This is a genomic window from Pseudomonas sp. H1_G08 (genome assembly GCF_054681355.1).
The window spans coordinates 921,276-935,551 of the sequence record NZ_CP162822.1 but is presented as its reverse complement, the minus strand read 5'-3'; the positions used below and the strand labels follow the sequence as shown (position 1 = coordinate 935,551).

11 protein-coding genes and 1 other RNA gene are annotated in these 14,276 nt (G+C 61.7%); 2 read left to right on the top strand and 10 right to left on the bottom strand.

What is annotated here, in order from left to right; translation table 11 throughout:
* The first annotated feature begins 7 nt into the window (after positions 1 to 7).
* Positions 8 to 556, top strand: a complete 549-nt coding sequence (locus AB4N85_RS04285; protein WP_024012326.1) for an adenine phosphoribosyltransferase — start codon at positions 8 to 10, stop codon at positions 554 to 556.
* 110 nt (positions 557 to 666) lie between these two features.
* On the opposite strand, the gene AB4N85_RS04280 is transcribed toward AB4N85_RS04285, so the two are convergent.
* The 5 genes from AB4N85_RS04280 to dnaX all read right to left on the bottom strand — a co-directional run bounded on the left by AB4N85_RS04280 (position 667) and on the right by dnaX (position 6,484).
* Positions 667 to 1,815 carry an acyl-CoA dehydrogenase family protein gene (locus tag AB4N85_RS04280; RefSeq protein ID WP_122602422.1) on the bottom strand — a complete coding sequence of 383 codons (1,149 nt, stop codon included), beginning with the start codon at positions 1,813 to 1,815 and terminating at the stop codon, positions 667 to 669.
* Positions 1,816 to 2,022: 207 nt separating this feature from the next.
* Positions 2,023 to 2,625, bottom strand: coding sequence for a recombination mediator RecR (gene recR, locus AB4N85_RS04275; RefSeq protein ID WP_016773861.1), 603 nt, complete (start codon positions 2,623 to 2,625; stop codon positions 2,023 to 2,025).
* 66 nt (positions 2,626 to 2,691) lie between these two features.
* Positions 2,692 to 3,726 carry an NADP-dependent oxidoreductase gene (locus AB4N85_RS04270; protein WP_150741393.1) on the bottom strand — a complete coding sequence of 345 codons (1,035 nt, stop codon included), beginning with the start codon at positions 3,724 to 3,726 and terminating at the stop codon, positions 2,692 to 2,694.
* Positions 3,727 to 3,988: 262 nt separating this feature from the next.
* Complete coding sequence (locus AB4N85_RS04265; protein WP_003223337.1) at positions 3,989 to 4,327, bottom strand: YbaB/EbfC family nucleoid-associated protein; 339 nt, start codon at positions 4,325 to 4,327, stop codon at positions 3,989 to 3,991.
* Positions 4,328 to 4,393: 66 nt separating this feature from the next.
* The gene (gene dnaX / locus AB4N85_RS04260; protein ID WP_252869089.1) at positions 4,394 to 6,484 is read right to left on the bottom strand and encodes a DNA polymerase III subunit gamma/tau; all 2,091 of its coding nucleotides are present in this window, start codon (positions 6,482 to 6,484) and stop codon (positions 4,394 to 4,396) included.
* Positions 6,485 to 6,629: 145 nt separating this feature from the next.
* On the opposite strand from dnaX, the gene AB4N85_RS04255 reads away from it, so the two are divergent.
* Entirely contained in the window at positions 6,630 to 7,379 is a 750-nt protein-coding gene (locus AB4N85_RS04255; RefSeq protein WP_073474002.1) for a substrate-binding periplasmic protein, read from the top strand.
* 20 nt (positions 7,380 to 7,399) lie between these two features.
* Here AB4N85_RS04255 and AB4N85_RS04250 read toward each other — a convergent pair whose 3' ends face one another.
* The 5 genes from AB4N85_RS04250 to ligA form a co-directional block, all read right to left on the bottom strand.
* Positions 7,400 to 9,367 (bottom strand): hypothetical protein, encoded by a 1,968-nt coding sequence (locus AB4N85_RS04250; RefSeq protein ID WP_305382554.1) that lies wholly within the window; start codon positions 9,365 to 9,367, stop codon positions 7,400 to 7,402.
* 36 nt (positions 9,368 to 9,403) lie between these two features.
* Positions 9,404 to 9,904 carry a hypothetical protein gene (locus AB4N85_RS04245; protein ID WP_252869087.1) on the bottom strand — a complete coding sequence of 167 codons (501 nt, stop codon included), beginning with the start codon at positions 9,902 to 9,904 and terminating at the stop codon, positions 9,404 to 9,406.
* 201 nt (positions 9,905 to 10,105) lie between these two features.
* Positions 10,106 to 10,202: signal recognition particle sRNA small type (gene ffs, locus AB4N85_RS04240), an RNA gene on the bottom strand.
* Positions 10,203 to 10,348: 146 nt separating this feature from the next.
* Positions 10,349 to 11,512 (bottom strand): zinc-binding metallopeptidase family protein, encoded by a 1,164-nt coding sequence (locus AB4N85_RS04235; protein WP_252869086.1) that lies wholly within the window; start codon positions 11,510 to 11,512, stop codon positions 10,349 to 10,351.
* Between the two features lie 275 nt (positions 11,513 to 11,787).
* Complete coding sequence (gene ligA / locus AB4N85_RS04230) at positions 11,788 to 14,145, bottom strand: NAD-dependent DNA ligase LigA (RefSeq protein WP_252869085.1); 2,358 nt, start codon at positions 14,143 to 14,145, stop codon at positions 11,788 to 11,790.
* Between the last annotated feature and the right edge of the window lie 131 nt (positions 14,146 to 14,276).

The following is a 14,276-nucleotide window of genomic DNA, read 5'->3' as shown; positions in this document are numbered from 1 at the left end:
CACCCCGATGGTCTTCGACTCCTTCGACATCAAATCCCTGATCCGCCCCGTGATCGACTTCCCGAAACCGGGCGTGATCTTTCGCGACATCACCCCGCTGTTCCAGTCGCCGACGGCCCTGCGCCTGGTGATGGACAGCTTCGCCCACCGCTACGTCGAAGCCGACTTCACCCACATTGGCGCAATGGATGCCCGTGGTTTTCTGATCGGTTCGGTGCTGGCCTATCAGTTGAACAAGCCGCTGGTGCTGTTCCGCAAGCAAGGCAAACTGCCGGCGGACGTACTGGCCGAAGGTTATGCGACCGAGTACGGCGAAGCGTTTCTGGAAGTGCACGCCGACAGCCTGTGTGAAGGCGATTCGGTGGTGATGTTCGATGACCTGATCGCTACCGGCGGCACGCTGATCGCAGCAGCCAACCTGATTCGCCGCATGGGCGCGCGGGTGCATGAAGCGGCGGCGATCATTGATTTGCCAGAGCTGCAAGGCTCGCAGCGCTTGCAGGACATGGGCATTCCGACGTTTTGCCTGACGCAGTTTGCGTTGACCGATAAATAAGCAGCGTCTGACAGGCCGCTTTCGCGAGCAGGCTCGCTCCCACAGGGGAATGCATTTCAACTGTGGGAGCGAGCCTGCTCGCGAAGGGGCCGGCAGCTACACCGCAGGACTTAGAGCCCCATCTGCTTGCTGATGATTTCGTTCATCACTTCCCGCGTTCCGCCGCCAATCGACAGAATGCGATTATCCCGATACAGCCGCTCCACCAGGCTTTCACGCATGTAACCGAGCCCGCCAAGGATCTGCACGGCTTCGGTGGTGATCCGGTCCGAGGTGTCGGTGGCGAAGTTCTTCGCCATGGAAATCTCCTTGATCACGCTCTGCCCCGCCGCCATTTTCGCTGCTTGCCGGTAAGTGAACTCCCGCGACACTTCCAGCGCCGTGGCCATTTCGGCGAGGCGATGTTTGATCACCTGAAATTTGCCGATGGGTTTGCCGAACGCCTCACGCTCGCGCGCCCACTTCAGGCTCTCCTCCAGCGCCAATTGCGCAGTCATATTGGCCATCAATGCCAGCGCCAGGCGTTCGCTCTGGAAATTGCCCATGATGCAGGCGAAGCCCATGTTCTCGGCGCCGATCAGGTTGCCTGCCGGCACGCGGCAGTCATCGAAGAACAATTCAGCGGTGTCCGACGCCCACCAGCCCATTTTCTTCAACTGCCGACCAACGCTGAAACCCGGCGTACCCTTTTCGATCAACAGCAGGCTGATGCCGCCAAATCCCGGCGCACCGGTACGCACCGCGACAGTGTAGAAGTCCGCGCGAACGCCGCTGGTGATAAAGGTCTTGCTGCCGCTGACCCGGTAGAAGTCGCCGTCACGCACGGCGCGGGTTTGCAGGTTGGCGACGTCGGAACCGCCGCCGGGCTCGGTCACCGCCAGGGCGCTGATTTTCTCACCGCTGAGCACTTGGGGGACGACCCGCTCTCGCACTTCAGGCCGCGCCCATTTGACGATCGGCGGCAAACCGATATCCAGCGACCCCAGCCCCGCTACCAGCCCGCCTGAGCCACAGCGCATCAACTCTTCACTGGCAGCGACCTTGGCGAACAGATCGCCTTCATGGCTGCCGCCGAGCGCCTCGGGATAGCCGATACCGAGAATGCCCGCCGCACCGGCCTTGAGGTACAGCTCACGGGGAAAGCTTTCGGCTTCTTCCCACTGATCGATGTCCGGCAGGATCTCGCGTTCGACGAAACGTCTGACGCTGTCACGGACCAATTGGTGGCTGGGGTCGAAGTATTCCTGAAAGGCAGGCATGGGCGAGCTCCACGGAAGGGTTCGCCGACGTTAACCGAGCGCTTGCTTGGTTATCAATGAAATTGTGTGAATCAGATCGACCGCAGCGCGGCCATCGCTGGCAAGCCAGCTCCCACAGGGTTCGGTGTGGACACATATGCTGTGGGTCACATCCAACACTGTGGGAGCTGGCTTGCCAGCGATGTGGCCCGAAAGGGCGATAGAGACTTACAGGGAGATAGGTTTACGCCCGGCAAACGAATGCGCCAGCGTGCCGCCGTCGACCAGCTCCAGCTCACCGCCCAGCGGCACGCCATGGGCAATCCGCGAGGCGACCAGGCCTTTGTTGTTGAGCAACTGCGCGATGTAGTGCGCCGTCGCCTCGCCTTCCACTGTCGGGTTGGTGGCGAGGATGACTTCGGTAAAAGTCCCCGCCTCTTCTATCCGCGCCATCAGTTGCGGAATACCGATCGCTTCCGGCCCCAGGCCATCCAGCGGCGACAAGTGCCCCTTGAGCACGAAATAGCGGCCACGGAAGCCGGTCTGCTCCACCGCATAAACGTCCATCGGCCCTTCGACTACGCAAAGCAGCGTGTCATCGCGGCGCGGGTCGGCGCATTGCGGGCACAGATCGTCTTCGGTCAGCGTGCGGCATTGGCGGCAATGGCCGACGCCTTCCATGGCCTGGCTCAAGGCTTGGGCCAGACGGGTACCGCCGCTGCGATCACGTTCGAGCAACTGCAACGCCATGCGCTGAGCGGTTTTCTGACCCACGCCTGGCAAGGTGCGCAGAGCGTCGATCAGTTGGCGAATCAAGGGGCTGAAGCTCATGGGTAAACAGTCCGACTAAACAACGAGACGCGGTTTATACCCGCGCCTCTGGCCAGCGTCAAATCCTCAGTCCTGGGCGACCCGGACCACCAGTTTGCCGAAGTTGCGCCCTTCCAGCAGACCGATGAACGCCTCGGGCGCCTGCTCTAGGCCTTCGACCACGTCCTCGCGGAATTTCACCTTGCCGTCGCGTACCCACGGCACCATGTGGCTGATGAATTCCGGCTGACGATCACCGTAATCGTCGAAGACGATGAAGCCCTGAATACGCACACGCTTGGTCAACAGCGTGCGTTGCAGCATCGGCAGGCGATCCGGGCCGGTTGGCGCTTCGGCGGCGTTGTAGCCGGCGATCAGGCCGCACAACGGGATGCGCGCCTTGGGATTGAGCAACGGCACGACCGCGTCGAAGACATGGCCGCCGACGTTCTCGTAATAGATGTCGATGCCGTTGGGACAGGCCTTGGCCAGTTGCTCGGCAAAGTCATCGGCCTTGTGGTCGATGCACGCATCAAAACCCAGCTCCTCAACGACGTATTTGCACTTCTCGGCCCCACCGGCCACGCCGACCGCGCGCAGGCCTTTGATCTTCGCCACTTGCCCGACCACCGAGCCGACGGCGCCGGACGCCGCAGCCACCACCAGGGTTTCGCCTTCTTTCGGCTGGCCGATGTCCATCAGGCCCATGTACGCGGTCATGCCCGGCATGCCCAGAACGCCGAGGGCCATCGACGGGCTCGGCAGGCCGGCCGGGATCGGCATGATGTTGCGACCGTCGCTGATGCTGTGGCTCTGCCAACCGGTGGCGCCAACCACCAGATCACCGGTGTGGAATTTCGGGTGATTGGACTGCTCGACCCGGCTGACCGCGCCGCCAGTCATGACTTCGCCGATTTGCACTGGCGCAGCGTAGGACGGTGCGTCGCTCATACGTCCGCGCATGTACGGGTCGAGCGACAGGTACAGGGTTTTCAACAGCACCTGACCGTCCTGCAGATCCGGCAGCGCCTCGCGCTCCAGACGAAAGTTCTCCGGGGTCGGCGCGCCGCTCGGGCGCGAGGCGAGGACGAAGCGTTGATTGAGGGTGAGAGGGTCGGACATGTCAGCGTCTCCTGTGAATGGGGAATTCGGTGTATAGGGAGCAGACCTTGGTAGCGGTGGTGTGTTCGATGTTTCTTCAGTTGTGCCGAGGTGACTTCATTCGCGAGCAGGCTCGCTCCCACAGGGGAATGCATTCCAAATGTGGGAGCGAGCCTGCTCGCGAAGGCGTCAGTCCAGCCGGCATATGTCCATCAGGCAGAAACAAAAATGCCAGGCGCAATGCCTGGCATTTTGTGTAGCTCATCTGCCGCCCAAAGGCGAATCAGAATGGCAGTTTCATACCCGCTGGCAGGTTCATGCCAGCGGTCATGCTGCCCATTTTTTCCTGGCTGTTGGCTTCGATTTTGCGCACGGCGTCGTTGACGGCGGCGGCGACCACGGCTTCCAGCATCTCTTTGTCGTCTTCGCTCAGGCCTTCGACCAGGCTTGGGTCGATGCTCACGCTCTTGACGTCGTGACGACCGGTCATCACCACGGTGACCATGTCGCCGCCGGCCTTACCGGTGACTTCGGCGTTGGCCAGTTCTTCCTGCATCTTGGCCATTTTTTCCTGCATCTGCTGCGCCTGCTTCATCAGGCCGGCCATGCCACCTTTCATCATGGGAATCACCTCAAACGTACTTGGATAAAACAGCGCCCGGCCATCTTGGCCGAGCACCTTCAGTTATTAGCCTTGGGTGACCAAGGCGTCGACAGGTTCAATAGTATCGCTTCGCACCACTGCGCCGAACTGCTGAACCATCTGCTGGATGAACGGATCACCGTGGATCGATTCCTCCGCCTCACGCTGGCGATTGGCGCGGCGGCGCGAGGCGGCCTGGGCCGGGGTTTCCTGCTCGGGCTTGATCAGCTCGATGGTCAGGGTCAGCGTGCGCCCGTGGAACTGGTTCAACGCGTCGTTGAGACGACGCTGTTGCGTGGCGTTGAACAGGGCGCTGTGAGCCGGATCGAGGTGCATCAGCCAGTGATCGCCATCGACCGCAATCAACGTGCAGTTGGCGGCGATGCTGCCGGTCATGCCGGAAATCGGCAGCTTCGGGAACAGCTCCAGCCATTGCAGGGCCAGGCCGGTGGCCGGCGCGGCGGCAGGTTCCGGCTCGGGCTCAGGCTCGGGATCGGCGGCGTGTTCGCTGGCCAGTTCGTCGAGGTAGCTGTAGGCCGAATCCATGTCCGGCTCGATGTAGTCTTCATCCAGCGGCGGTTCGTCGTCGATGTCCATGCCCGGCGTAGCGGCATCGACGTCGGCGACGGACGGCTCGGGAATTGGCGCAGCGGCCCACTCCGGCGCATCCGGGACCACGCTGTCCGGGGTCGGCAGCGGCATCGGCGGCAGTTCAGGCTGCTCGCCGGCGGTTTCCAGCACCGGTTCGACGGCGGGTTGCTGAACTGGCGCCGGCTCGGCCTCGGCTTCCACCGGGTCGTTCCATGGCAGATCGACCACGGTTTCGACGGCGACTGGCTCAGGCTCCGGGTGCGCTTCGACAACCGGCACATCCGGTTCTGGCTCGGCAGCCGGCGCTGCTACTGGTGCGGGCGCGGGCGCGGGTGCTGGCGCAGCAGCCGCAGCGACCACCGGCGCAGGCTTCGGCGCGGCAGCCACTGAGTTTGCGGAATCAACTGTGGCCTGGCTGATCCCCACTGGCTTTAGCGGTTGCCTCGGCGCGTCCGCCGTATCCGCCGGTCGGAACGCGAGCATCCGCAGCAAGACCATCTCGAAACCGCCACGCGGGTCCGGCGCCAGCGGCAAATCGCGACGACCGATCAGGCCCATCTGGTAATAGAACTGCACGTCTTCGGCCGGCAACGCCTGGGCCAGGGCCAATACGCGATCACGGTCGCCGTGGCCATTGTCGACGCCTTCCGGCAACGCCTGAGCGATGGCCACGCGGTGCAGCACGTTGAGAATTTCCGAGAGCACGCCGTTCCAGTCCGGACCTTGCTCGGCCAGATGCCGCACGGCTTCGAGCAGCGCCTTGGCATCGCCCTCGATCAGCGAATGCAGCACGTCATAGACCTGACCGTGATCCAGCGTGCCGAGCATGGCCCGCACGTCGGTCGCGAGGACCTTGCCTTCACCGAACGCGATGGCCTGATCGGTCAGGCTCATGGCGTCGCGCATCGAGCCGTCAGCAGCGCGACCGAGCAGCCACAGTGCATCGTCTTCGAACGGTACGTTCTCCGCCGTGAGCACGTGGGTCAAATGCTCGACCACACGCTCGGGCGTCATGTTCTTCAGGGAGAACTGCAGGCAGCGCGAAAGAATCGTTGCCGGAAGTTTCTGCGGATCGGTGGTCGCCAGGATGAACTTGACGTAGGGCGGCGGCTCTTCGAGGGTTTTCAACAGCGCATTGAAGGAATGGCTGGAAAGCATGTGCACTTCGTCGATCAGGTAGACCTTGAAGCGCCCACGGCTTGGCGCGTACTGCACGTTATCGAGCAGTTCGCGGGTATCTTCGACCTTGGTGCGGCTGGCGGCGTCGATCTCGATGAGGTCGACAAAACGGCCTTCATCGATCTCGCGGCATACCGAACACTCGCCGCAGGGGCTGGAGGTGATACCTGTCTCGCAGTTCAGGCACTTGGCAATGATCCGCGCGATGGTGGTCTTGCCGACCCCGCGCGTCCCGGTGAACAGGTAGGCGTGGTGCAGCCGTTGGCTGTCCAAGGCATTGATCAGAGCCTTGAGCACATGGGTCTGGCCGACCATTTCGCGGAACGAGCGTGGACGCCATTTACGTGCAAGAACCTGATAACTCATCGAAAACCGTCGCAGCGAAGGAAGCAGAAGCGGCTAATGCTAGCGGAGCAAGGGCAAAATTGCATCCGGTGTCCTCGTCTAATATGGCTAAGCTGCATCAGCAGAGGCTTTTATCAGCTCGGGATGGGGAATTACCGGAGCGTCTATGCGGTGGGCCGTGGCGGCATTGCTGGGTATCAGCCTCAACGCGATGGCAGCGCAAGCGCCGTTGCGCTTCGCCGTGCCGGACAGTTGGGCGATGCCGATGGTGCAACTGCAAGGCGGCAGACCGACCCAGGGCATCCTGCATGACGTCCTGCTCAGCCTGGCGACCCAGGTTGGCGCGCCAGCGCAATTCGTCGTCCTGCCGCGCGCGCGGGTTCAGAGCGCCATGGAGCACGGCGACATCGACGTGCGCTGCTATGCCGCACAGTCGTGGCTGCCGAATCAGTCCGGCGATTACATCTGGAGCGTGCCGTTGTGGTTCCAGCGCGACCTGCTGATCAGCCGCAAGGAACAACCGGCGCAGATCAATCCCGCCCAGTTGCCGCGCCAGGCCATCGGCACCGTTCTCGGCTACAGCTACCCTACCCTGCAACCGCTGTTTGACGCCGACCAGTTGCAACGCGAAGACGCGCGCAATCAGGAACAGGTACTGGAAAAGCTCCTCGCCGGGCGATACCGCTATGCGGTGAGCAATCAGTGGACGCTGGACTGGATCAATCAGCGCCTGTTGCCGGAGCAGCAGCTGCAAGGGGTCGCGGTGCTGCAGGAACAGAATATCGGCTGCTATGTGAGGAACGACCCGAACGTGCCGGTGCAGCGGATCCTGCGCACGCTGCTGCGAATGAAAATGTCCGGCGAGATCGACGACATAATCAGGTTGTACACCGGCGCCTCTTCAACCACACCCTAGCTCCCACAGGATTGGCCGGGTCAATAACCGTGCGACTCGCGGAATTTTGGCTCGCGGCTGTGGTGATAATCGATCCACTCGACCACGTCGTAAGGCAGATAAAGCTGCTGCCGGGCACGGGACACGGCGATGTACACGGCGCAGATGCGCTGATCGAACTCGTAGGCATCCTTGAATTTCTCGTTACTGAGCAACGTCCGGGTCAACAGCACGCGCTTGAACTCCATGCCGCCAGCCCGCTCGGCCATCATCAACAGACAGGCTTTGCCTGGCTCGATGATCTTTTGGCTCAGGCGAGTCAGGTCGGCAATCATGAAGCCGTTTTGCAACTGCGCCTCGATCCACAAGAAAGCTTCATCGAACTGGTTGGCGGCGCGCACCTGCTGCCAATCAGCCATGTCGCTGAAATACGGGTGCGGTCCTTTCTCGCTGGACCCGGCGTTGTAGAAATCGCGGCGGAACAGCTCGATGGCGGTGGTCATGAAATGCTTGATGTCGTCCTGCGCTTCCCGGTCGGGAAAACTGAAGGCGCAACTGGAGTCGTGCAGATGGATGGCCCACATCATCGTGTCCCAGGGTGACGCGGTCAGCACCACGCAACCTTCGGGCGGCACGAAGGCTTGCGGGTAGTACTCGATATCGACGTCGGCGTGACGAGCGCCTTCGAACGGCACTTTGCTCTTGTGCGTGTGGCGCGAGATCAGCGGATTGACCAGGCGCTCGACATTGCGCCCCGAACGCACCGAATAGCAGATATCGCTCTGACGAACTTCACGCTTGCGCTTGGGCGCCTCGCCCGTGGCCTGCTGATACTCATCGCCGAGGGTGATCAGTACCTGCTGCCCGCGCTCGATGATTTGCAGCAGCGACGCCGGCACGTCCTGGCTTTCGTCGATGATCACATGGGTGTAGCGCGGCGGCACGCGGCAACCGGCCAGACTGGCGCGCTTGATCATGAGCAACGTCGGAAAACCGCTCTGGCTGGCCCACGCCGGATTGGCCTCGAGATATACCCACAGGCGACTGGAATATTCCAGCAGCGCCTGTGAGTCTGCGCCGGTCAACGGCTGCTGAAAATGCGGCAGGTGCCTGGCGGATAGCGTGTGATCTCTTGAGGCGCAATACAGCTCCAGCACGCGCAGACAAACCTCCAGAGTGCCCTGCCCATCGTGGTGGCGAAAGCCGAACATATTCAGTTCCTGCGCCAGCGCCTGCCTGCTCGGGATCCGCGCTGGCGTCCTGGCCATGTGCGATCGGGGGCCGAGCAACTGGGCCTGGGCAAAATCGTAGAAGGTCTGGCCAATTTCCGTGTCGTGCACTTGCACGATGTGCTTGCGCAACGTCGCCAGTTTCGCCGGGGTGCGCGCCAGTACCAGGGTGCGTTTCGAGCGCAGGCATTCGATCAGCGCGCTGAGCATGTAACTCTTGCCGATGCCCGCATAACCCTGCACGTGCAGGTCTTCGTCGAGGTTGGCACGGAAGGTTCGCAGCAGTTTGTCCTGCGCCGCACTTAACCAGTGTTCACGCTCGCGTGGCGTGACCATTTGCTGGCGAAACGGGTTGTTCTGTTGCTGATGGCGGATCTTGTAGTCCACATCCCACTGCCCGCCGGGCAACAGGTATTCCTGCGCTGTGACTTCATCGGCCATGAGAAAGCGCAGGTTCAGGCCTTTGAGCGCATTGAGGCCGAAATACAATTTGCGCGAATCGAACAGACGCCGCGCCTCTGCAAGCAGTCCCGCCGATCCGGAGCGCCGGGAGGTGACAGACCAGTCAATGAGTCTGGCGAGAATTTTCTCCGCTGCGCTGGCGCTCAGGTCCTTTTCCGTGGCCTGGGCAAGGTTCTGGATGACCAGCACCGCCGCCAGTTCCGGGTCGCTCAGGTTGGCCAGTGCCGCGTCACCCTCGGGCTGCAACAGCGCCGTACACGCATCATGGGTGATGGGCAGAAATACCGGGGTGGCCAAATCAAAATGTTCCGGGTGCATACAACCTCGCCGCCTGGGCCTTAATACAACACCAGATCAGTCCTGGTCATTCTCGTCGTGCATTTCATGGGACTGCGGCAAGTTTCCTTCACTGCCGGCCTCGGGGCTGATGCGCAGCTCGAAGGAGTAGTCGCCGAGCGTGCCGGACATGCCGCGTCGTTCAGTGCCGCTGGCCACCGCCGCCGCATCGATCTGCGCCTGCACTTCGTAGAGGGCCATTTCGAGCAGTTTGCGCAGGTGTTCAGGGCTTTGAGCGGTGGCTTGCAGTTGCAGGTCGTACTTTGCGGTAGGCGAGGCTGATGCGTGCTCGACGATCGCCGATTGTGCCTCGACCGGGATCGACTGTTCAGGCTCGTCTGCCGCGTTGAAAACAGCAGATGCCGCCAGAATCGCAGCGTGTTCTTCATCCATCAGGTCGAGCACTCGCGACAGTTCCAGCGTGCGCGCGGGCTGATCCTGCATCTGTGCTTTGACTTCCAGACGACGCAACTGCCATTCGCGCAGCTTTTCCCGGGTCAGATCGTCAATTTCACCCACTTGCCTTACCTCTCGTTGCCAGGCGGGGGAGTATGCCACTGTTCGCTGTCGACAGCCGCAAGGGCACTGGAAGCTGCCCGGCTGATCCGAGCATTTTTGCTGGCGGATCAACGCCACTAGCCAAATCGCAGGCATAAAAAAACCGCAGTGGGCAAACCCATGCAGTTCTCTGAATTCTCGGTAGGTTCGTTAAGGTGGTGCCCCCACCAGCCACACCCCGGCACACAATGTTCCCGCTGTGGCTGCTTCCTTCCGGATCTGACCAGGTTCACGGGTAATCGTTGCGGGGGGACCGATGGGGTCACCATAACGACGCTTGCCTGTCGGCGAGCCGCGCCATTGTACCTGTCTGAGATGAAGTTACAACCGTTGGTTGCAGATAAAAAATACCAACAGGTTCAAGGACATGCGGTGACGCCAAAAGATCGCAGCCTGCGCCAGCTTCTACAGGGCCAGGACTTCGTCTGCGCGACCGCCCGCATCCTGGATCACCAGATGAATGAAGTGCAGCTTGGCGATCGCCGCTGCCGGCAGTACGAACGGATAGAAATCCGGCTGGCCCATGCTGCGCGACAGTTCGTTGAGCATGCCCGCCAGCTCGATCCACGCATTGACGAATGACAGGAAAGCGCCACCGCCGGGGTGCTCCGGGTCGTACAGGGTGCTGGTCGGAAACGGCTGATAGTCAAAGTCCATTTCCCGCGCGCTCATGCCGAAGCCCAGCGCAGTATCCACGGCGTCCATCATGTGCAGGTAGTGCGCCCAGGTTTCCGCCCAGTCTTCCCACGGGTGCATGGTCGCGTAGGCACTGACGTAGTGCTGCGGCCAGTCCAGCGGTGCGCCTTGCTGGTAGTGCCGGTCCAGCGCGTCGGCGTAACTGGCGCGTTCGTCGCCGAACAGATTACGGAACGCCTCCAGCCAAGGGCCGTTGGCGATGAGGCGATCCCAGTAGTAGTGGCCGACCTCATGGCGAAAATGCCCGAGCAGCGTGCGGTAAGGTTCGTGCATCGCCGCCCTGACCTGCTCACGGTGCGCATCGTCGGCCTCTTTGATGTCGAGGGTGATCAGGCCATTGGCGTGGCCGGTCATCGGCGCGTTGCCTTCGAGGTCGACACCGATGAAGTCGAAAGCCAATCCGGTTTCTTCGTCGACGGTTTTCGGGATGACCGGCAAGCCGAGGGTGATCAGTTGCGCGACCAGTCGACGCTTGGCGATTTCGACCTTGCGCCAGCGTTCGGGATTTTCCGCGACGGAGAGATCAGGGATGGTGCGGTTAAGGCTGCAAGCGATGCACAAGGTGTCGTGATCGTTGGCCGGCAGCAGCCAGTTGCACGCGGCGGGCATGTCGAGGTTGGCGCAGCGGCGGAACAGTCCGGCGTCGGGATCGACGTCGAGCGTCCAGGTGCCCTCTTCCGGCCCCGGCTGCAGCGAGGTCAGGCGACTTTGTTCAGGTTGATAACCGAGCAAGGCGTTACAGGCCAGGCACTGACTGTTGCGAAAGAACAGCGACTGGCCGCAACGGCACGGCCAGACTTTGCTGTTGCGCGAGGATCCGGCCACGAACGGCGCGATGATGCGGGAACTGAGCTGCTCGAAAAAGCGGTGCATGGCGATCTCTCCCTGGGACTGGCCAAGACTAGATCATTCTGAAGACAACATCGTTCCCACCCATAACCGCGCAGCCGGGTGATAGCACCATTGTGGTGAGGGAATTTATCCCCGCTCGACTGCGCAGCAGTCGCAAAAAACCGTACACGCGATACAGATAAAATGATCAGCTGCAGGGTTTTGGGGTCGCTGCGCGACCCAGCGGGGATAAATCCCCTCGCCACAGGTGTCCATCCGGACAGGGATAAAACCCCTCACCACAGGGGTTCATCCGGTCAGACGGCGACGCCGTGGGTTTTGAGGAAGGCGATAAACGCTTCCTCGTCCATGACCTTCACACCCAGCTCGTTGGCCTTGGTCAGTTTCGAGCCGGCACCCGGGCCTGCGACCACGCAATGGGTTTTCGCCGACACCGAACCGGCGACCTTGGCACCCAGGCTTTCCAGATGATCCTTGGCCACATCCCGGCTCATCAGTTCGACCTTGCCGGTCAGCACCCAGGTTTCCCCGGACAGCGGCAGACCTTCGACGACTTTCTTCTCGCTCTGCCAATGCATGCCGAAATCGCGCAACTGCTGCTCGGCCCGCTCGGCCAGTTGCCGATGGTCAGGCGAGGCGAAGAACTCGCGCACCGAGTTGGCCTGCTTCTCCGGCAATGCCTGGCGCATATCCAGCCAGTCAGCGTTCATCACCGCTTCCAGCGAACCGAAGCGATCGGCCAGTTTCTGCGCACCACCGGGGCCAACGAAAGGAATGTGCAGCTTGTCGAGCAAGCCGCCCAACGTGGTACTGGCGGCGAATTCGGCGCCCAATTCGCCCTGATCCTGAATCTGCAAACCATGGCCGAGCAATTCGCTGATGACCTGCTGGTTGTGCGCATCCTCAAAGAAACTGTGAATCTCGTGCGCCACTTCCAGGCCGACATCTGGCAGATAGGTCAGCACATGCGGCAAGGCCTGCTGCACGCGCTCCAGCGAACCCAGCGAGCGCGCCAGCACCTTCGCCGTTTCTTCACCGACATCGGGGATGCCGAGGGCGTAGATGAAACGTGCCAGGCTCGGTTGCTTGCTGTCTTCGATGGCTTTGAGAAGCTTGTTGCTCGACACCTCGGCGAAGCCTTCCAGATCGACGATGTCGTCGAACTTCAGCGCATACAGATCGGCCGGCGAACTGACCAGACCTTCGTCGACCAGTTGTTCGACGCTCTTGTCGCCCAAGCCTTCGATGTCCATGGCCCGGCGCGAGACGAAGTGAATGATCGCCTGTTTCAGTTGCGCACCGCAGGCCAGTCGGCCGACGCAGCGATACACCGCGCCTTCGCTGAAGGTTTCCTTGCCCTTGCTGCGCTTGACCAGTTGCGTGCGTTCAACGTGGGAGCCGCACACCGGGCAACTTTCAGGAATGGCCACCGGGCGCGCGTCATCGGGGCGACGCTCGGTAACTACCTGCACCACTTGCGGAATCACATCGCCGGCGCGGCGAATGATCACCGTGTCGCCGATCATCAGGCCCAGACGCGCGACTTCGTCCATGTTGTGCAACGTGGCGTTGGCCACGGTGACGCCGGCGACTTTCACCGGTTTCAAACGCGCAACCGGAGTCACCGCACCGGTGCGGCCGACCTGGAATTCCACGTCGAGCAGCTCGGTGAGTTCTTCCATCGCCGGGAATTTGTGCGCGATCGCCCAGCGCGGCTCGCGCGCACGAAAGCCCAGTTCACGCTGGTCGGCAATGCTGTTGACCTTGAACACCACGCCATCGATTTCATAGGCCAGCGAGTTACGGCGCGCGCCGATGTCGCGGTAATACTCAAGACACTCGTCGATGCCCTTGGCCAGCTTCAGTTCGTGACTGATCGGCATGCCCCACTTCTGCAACTGCTGGAGGTTGCCGATGTGGGTGTCGGCGATATCGTGAGATACCTGACCGATGCCATAGCAGCAGAATTCCAGCGGACGATTGGCGGTGATCTTCGAATCGAGCTGGCGCAGGCTGCCCGCTGCCGCGTTGCGCGGGTTGGCAAAGGTCTTGCCGCCGATTTCCAGCTGCGAAGCATTGAGGCGCTCGAAACCGGCCTTGGACATGAACACTTCACCACGCACTTCCAGCGTCGCCGGCCAGCCTTCGCCGTGCAGCTTCAGCGGAATATTGCGCACGGTGCGCACGTTGACGCTGATGTCCTCGCCGGTGGTGCCATCGCCACGGGTGGCGCCGCGCACCAGCAGACCATCCTGATACAGCAGGCTGACCGCCAGGCCATCGAGCTTCGGCTCGCAGCTGTATTCCACCGCCGCGCCGCCACCAAACAGATCGCCGGCCGGCACGTCGAGGCCTTCGTTGACGCGGCGATCGAACTCGCGCATGTCGGATTCTTCGAAGGCGTTGCCGAGGCTGAGCATCGGGATTTCGTGACGCACCTGAGTGAACGCAGTCAACGCCATGCTACCGACGCGCTGGGTCGGCGAATCGCTGGTGATCAGTTCCGGGTTGGCCGCTTCCAGTGCCTTGAGCTCGTGAAACAAGCGGTCGTATTCGGCATCGGGAATGCTCGGCTCGTCGAGAACGTGATAGCGATAGTTGTGCTGATCCAGCTCAGCGCGCAGCTCTAGAATGCGGGTTTTGGCGGCGGTCATGGGTGTTCTCTCATAAAGCAAAAGAGCAGCCGAGGCTGCTCCAGTTTTATTCCATTATCGGCGGCGGGGCCAGAAGATCGCAGCCTCGTTGCACTCGTCAGCTCCTACAGTATCGCGATCCTCTGTAGGAG

Coding starts and splice junctions, on each gene's coding strand:
- dnaX (WP_252869089.1), bottom strand. CDS start 6,484: ATGAGTTATCAGGTTCTTGCACGTAAATGGCGTCCACGCTCGTTCCGC.
- AB4N85_RS04265 (WP_003223337.1), bottom strand. CDS start 4,327: ATGATGAAAGGTGGCATGGCCGGCCTGATGAAGCAGGCGCAGCAGATG.
- AB4N85_RS04235 (WP_252869086.1), bottom strand. CDS start 11,512: ATGCACCGCTTTTTCGAGCAGCTCAGTTCCCGCATCATCGCGCCGTTC.
- AB4N85_RS04250 (WP_305382554.1), bottom strand. CDS start 9,367: ATGCACCCGGAACATTTTGATTTGGCCACCCCGGTATTTCTGCCCATC.
- recR (WP_016773861.1), bottom strand. CDS start 2,625: ATGAGCTTCAGCCCCTTGATTCGCCAACTGATCGACGCTCTGCGCACC.
- AB4N85_RS04285 (WP_024012326.1), top strand. CDS start 8: ATGGTCTTCGACTCCTTCGACATCAAATCCCTGATCCGCCCCGTGATC.
- AB4N85_RS04280 (WP_122602422.1), bottom strand. CDS start 1,815: ATGCCTGCCTTTCAGGAATACTTCGACCCCAGCCACCAATTGGTCCGT.
- AB4N85_RS04255 (WP_073474002.1), top strand. CDS start 6,630: ATGCGGTGGGCCGTGGCGGCATTGCTGGGTATCAGCCTCAACGCGATG.
- AB4N85_RS04270 (WP_150741393.1), bottom strand. CDS start 3,726: ATGTCCGACCCTCTCACCCTCAATCAACGCTTCGTCCTCGCCTCGCGC.
- ligA (WP_252869085.1), bottom strand. CDS start 14,145: ATGACCGCCGCCAAAACCCGCATTCTAGAGCTGCGCGCTGAGCTGGAT.